4 protein-coding genes and 1 pseudogene are annotated in these 4,163 nt (G+C 27.0%); 3 read left to right on the top strand and 2 right to left on the bottom strand.

What is annotated here, in order from left to right:
* Window positions 1-212, bottom strand: a 212-nt coding sequence (locus tag KGF41_RS20335) for a helix-turn-helix domain-containing protein (RefSeq protein WP_227857120.1), incomplete at its 3' end; no start/stop codon positions are given.
* A 161-nt stretch (window positions 213-373) separates the two neighbouring features.
* On the opposite strand from KGF41_RS20335, the gene KGF41_RS20340 reads away from it, so the two are divergent.
* The 3 genes from KGF41_RS20340 to KGF41_RS20350 all read left to right on the top strand — a co-directional run bounded on the left by KGF41_RS20340 (window position 374) and on the right by KGF41_RS20350 (window position 3,390).
* Window positions 374-697 carry a BlaI/MecI/CopY family transcriptional regulator gene (locus tag KGF41_RS20340; RefSeq protein WP_227830482.1) on the top strand — a complete coding sequence of 108 codons (324 nt, stop codon included), beginning with the start codon at window positions 374-376 and terminating at the stop codon, window positions 695-697.
* A gap of 473 nt (window positions 698-1,170) precedes the next feature.
* Entirely contained in the window at window positions 1,171-2,235 is a 1,065-nt protein-coding gene (locus tag KGF41_RS20345; RefSeq protein WP_227854972.1) for a phage/plasmid replication protein, read from the top strand.
* A gap of 1,002 nt (window positions 2,236-3,237) precedes the next feature.
* Complete coding sequence (locus tag KGF41_RS20350; RefSeq protein ID WP_227483916.1) at window positions 3,238-3,390, top strand: type I toxin-antitoxin system toxin; 153 nt, start codon at window positions 3,238-3,240, stop codon at window positions 3,388-3,390.
* 539 nt (window positions 3,391-3,929) lie between these two features.
* Here KGF41_RS20350 and KGF41_RS20355 read toward each other — a convergent pair.
* Window positions 3,930-4,163: pseudogene (locus KGF41_RS20355) on the bottom strand (XRE family transcriptional regulator); the annotation flags it as partial.

The following is a 4,163-nucleotide window of genomic DNA, read 5'->3' on the forward strand; positions in this document are numbered from 1 at the left end:
ACTGCATCACACAATAACTCATCTACTGACACATGCAAAACATTAGAAATCGCAATTAAAGTTGGCAGGCTGACACTAGAACCACCTCGTTCGATGTTGCTCATGTGTTGTGGAGTTATATTTACCAATTCCGATAAAGTATCTTGTGTAAGTCTTTTCTTTATTCTAGCAATTTTAATTCTCTGACCAATCGCTCTAAAATCTAAGTCCATTTTTTACTTATTCCTTTCAGCTACTATTTTTGTATATTGTAACCTTTTGAGAATTGTATTATAATAAACTCACTAAAATAATATCTGTAGAATCTTTCGTTTGAAAGAAATAAAAAATATTCTTTTTAAATTATATAATAATAGTAGGAAGAAGGTATGTAATGATTAAAAAAATACCACAGGCTGAATTGAAAGTTATGAAATTTATTTGGGTTAAAAATGATATAGTGACATCAAAAGAACTTATTGAAGCTATGGAGAATGACTGTAATTGGAAAGCAACAACTACATTAACTCTACTTTCAAGGCTAGTCAATAAGCGTTTTTTAGCGTCTGATAGAATAAAAAGAATAACACACTATACAATACTTATAACAAAAGAAGAATATAAAATATTTGAAACAAAGAGATTTTTAAGAGAAGTACACTCTAATTCTATAGAAAGTTTGATTGATTCTTTGATAGACTGCACTAAAAAAAAGTAGCAACTTAATAAGTTTTAATATTTTAAAATCATTAATTCTATAATTGTAGTATATATGATTAGATATAGAATTGTCGTTTTGTAAAATTATAAATTAGCATAAAAAAAGTCATTTATTTCCATACTAAAAATTTTTTCGTCTGTATGTAAAAATAGACATAGTAATGCGTACGAACGTTCTATAATTATAGAGTTGTTTGAATGTAAATTATGTTTTAGATACTATGTTTAATAGCTTAAAGCATGATTTAAAATAGGGGGGGTGTATATGGTATATGTAGGGATAGAGAAAGTTTTCTTTTGTTGTAGTCCTTCCATTTCCATAACACTAAAAGTCCTAAATTTGCAAGGCTAAATTGCCCCTTAATTAATGGTGTTATTAAGTCAAATTTTTGATTTTGCAATCATGCTTTTATCATAGAAATATAGTATTAATGATTGTATTAGATGATGATTTCGTAAGGGGTGTGGGGTATGATAGATAGAGTTAACTTATATAAAAATGTAAAGCTAGATACAAGTAAGTTTAGTTTGAAATTAAAAAAGAATTATGAAGAATACATAGATTATGGAACTGGAGAAGTTAAAAAAGTTATTTCTTCATACATACTCACTTGGAATGGAGTAAGGTTTCTATATGCTGTAAATTCAAATAAAATATATGTGAATGGTAGACTTGTAATGTTGCTTAGAGAAGGTAATCATGTACATAACATAGATGATTTGTATAGTTACAGAGAAGAAATAAGACAAAAGATAAATAATAAGATTATAGAGCTATTCAACATAGAGCTAGACATACTAGAATTTACAGTCGCAAGTATTGAAATAACATTTAATATTTATAATGTAAATGCAGATTTATACTTGCAACTATTTAATCAAATTGTAAAAGATAAAGCTGATAGTCGATATATTAACTATGTAGATAAAAATAACATAGACACAAACACAAGCGTTTATATAAAGTCTAAGCATAATTATAAGAGCAACATAAATAAAACATACACTATTAATTTCTATAACAAATTAGAGCAACTGAAAGCTTTAAAAAGTAAAGTAGATATGTATAAGAGTAGCATAAATATAAACCAACTTGACTTGGAGCTTGCGACTAATACTTTAAGATTAGAGGTTAAGTGTGCAAATTATGAACTCAAAAAGTATGGAAGAGCATTTAAAACATATTTTAATGATATATATACATGTAGAGATATAGTTCTAACTAAGTACAAGCGATTCATCTGTAGCACTAGACTAGACTTTTACAATTACTTTGAAGCTAAGAAAATAGTCCAAGAGACAAATAAGTTGAAGAAGAATAGTAAAAAGAAGCTATTGCAATATTTAGAACTAAGATATGCTAAAAAGAAAAAGTATTCTAAAGATGAACTAAAGAAATATTTTAAGATGTTAGAGTTGCTAAACATAGCTCCTGCACTCATAAAAACAGTTTACAAAACAAACAAATTAGATAGTCCGATTAAACTTTTAGACCAAAAAATAGAAAAATTGATGGAAAATGCTAGTAATATTTGATAACTAGAATTATAATTAACTTATACAAAAAATTGAATATAAAAAAAGACTACTATTCCCTTTAATGTTTGGAAGACATTACTCGGGATTAATACCAACTACTGACATTAGTTAAGTAAATAGTAATCTTTTAACTATAGTTTAAAATACTAAATGTTTTGGAAGAACATAGAGTATATAAAATATAGCTGTTATCATTCTTGATATACATAAATTATAAGAGATGCAAGTCAAAAAATCAAGATAATAACGATAAAAGATAATTACAAGCTTTGTTCAAAATAGTTGGACAAGGCTTTTTTTAATGCAGATATTTAAGAGTGGTTAGAGGAATAACACTCTATAATAAAAAACTGACGAGCTAATCACTCGTGACAGTGCCGTTTGAGGGGGAGGAACAATTTCTTAGACAAGCTAATAAAGTAATAAGGCTTTAGAAGTGGAGTGCCTGTCCTAGTGTGGGGCGACTGTGAAGGAATGATTATCCTACTTGATAATACTAGACCTAAGCGAGTTTGAACAGTTGACGTTGAATAAGTTTCTACATAGATACAAATAAAACGTAGGGTATACGGATACCTCATGAAAAAGTGGTGTTGTATATCCTCTTATATCTTAAATATATTTTGGGATATAGGGGGAGAATAGCCATTTCCTAATTCCCTATGGTGTAGCATTGGTTGATAGATAAATCAATTAAAATAATACTTTTAAAATCTTTAAGGCTATGAAGGGGTAAGGTATGAACTGTAACGAATGTAACGGTTGTAATAGGGTATTTTTGTACTAAAAAGTAAATGTGATTAGTTACTAAACTTATGTAACATAGTTTGAATGTAGAGTAATAGAAATGAATATAAAAGAGGTGATAATACTAGATTTTAAAAATGGTAATTTATGTTATAATAATTTTAACAAGAAGATGTAACCTATAATCTAAGAGTGGAGTTCATACAAAGAAAAAACCTTACTTCTGAATTTTATGGAAGGAGGTGAAGAAGTATGGACGTATTTTTACTAAGTGTATTAGCAAGTTTAATTGCTAGTCTAATAGTTTATTTAATAAATAAATTATTTAAGATAAAAGTAAAAAGCCACTCTACGGCAAAGAGTGACTTTGATTTTGAACTAAAAATTAAGTTCAAAAAAGATTAATCTAAATTAGTGAACTCTACTCTATTGCATATTAGAATATAGTTCTTCTTGTTTTTATTATACCATTATTTAAAAATATTATTAAGTATTAAATACACTTTTTTAAATTCTAAATATTGTACTCTATGTATATGTAATTATTAATTTAAAATTTTTTATATGATATGTTATGCTGAGCCTCATGTAGTAAATTTACAATGAGCCTTAATGACTTGTATAAATATTCCATTAAAACAAAATTAGGAAGGCTTAAAATGGCTTATATGAGTTCTAAGTTAATTAATAAAAAAGTAGGCGGCTTGAAAAAAGTAACCTACTATTTTTTGTAGGATAGGCAGTATTGCTGACATACAACTGACAAATGAACTATAAAAACTTACCTGATAGGGGTATAGAAGTATTGCAATTACTGGATTTTATAAAGTTATGGCATAAAATACATAATTTTATGTCTTTTTTACTGACAACACAAAAAAGCCTCTAAGCATTACAAATACTAATGTTCAGAGGTTTTATATTTAAAATTAAATTTTATCTATTTAATATCTATTTTCTGTTTTGTTTTGAAACATTTTAACACTTCTCATAGAATCTTTTGTAGTTTTTACTACATTAACAATAACTCTTATCTCATATTCATTACAGTCACTTATAACTTCTTGTAATTCTTTTTCAAAAACAATTTTAGAGTCTAAGACTGCATCACACAATAACTCATCTACTGACACATGCAAAACATTAGAAATCGCAATTAAAGTTGGCAGGCTGACACT

Origin of the sequence: Clostridioides sp. ZZV14-6150 (genome assembly GCF_020657875.1) — a bacterium.
Taxonomy (GTDB): Bacteria; Bacillota; Clostridia; order Peptostreptococcales; family Peptostreptococcaceae; genus Clostridioides.

What these genes read in the sequence shown, in the direction of transcription:
- KGF41_RS20340 (WP_227830482.1), top strand. Translation starts at nt 374, where the DNA reads ATGATTAAAAAAATACCACAGGCTGAATTGAAAGTTATGAAATTTATT.
- KGF41_RS20345 (WP_227854972.1), top strand. Translation starts at nt 1,171, where the DNA reads ATGATAGATAGAGTTAACTTATATAAAAATGTAAAGCTAGATACAAGT.
- KGF41_RS20350 (WP_227483916.1), top strand. Translation starts at nt 3,238, where the DNA reads ATGGACGTATTTTTACTAAGTGTATTAGCAAGTTTAATTGCTAGTCTA.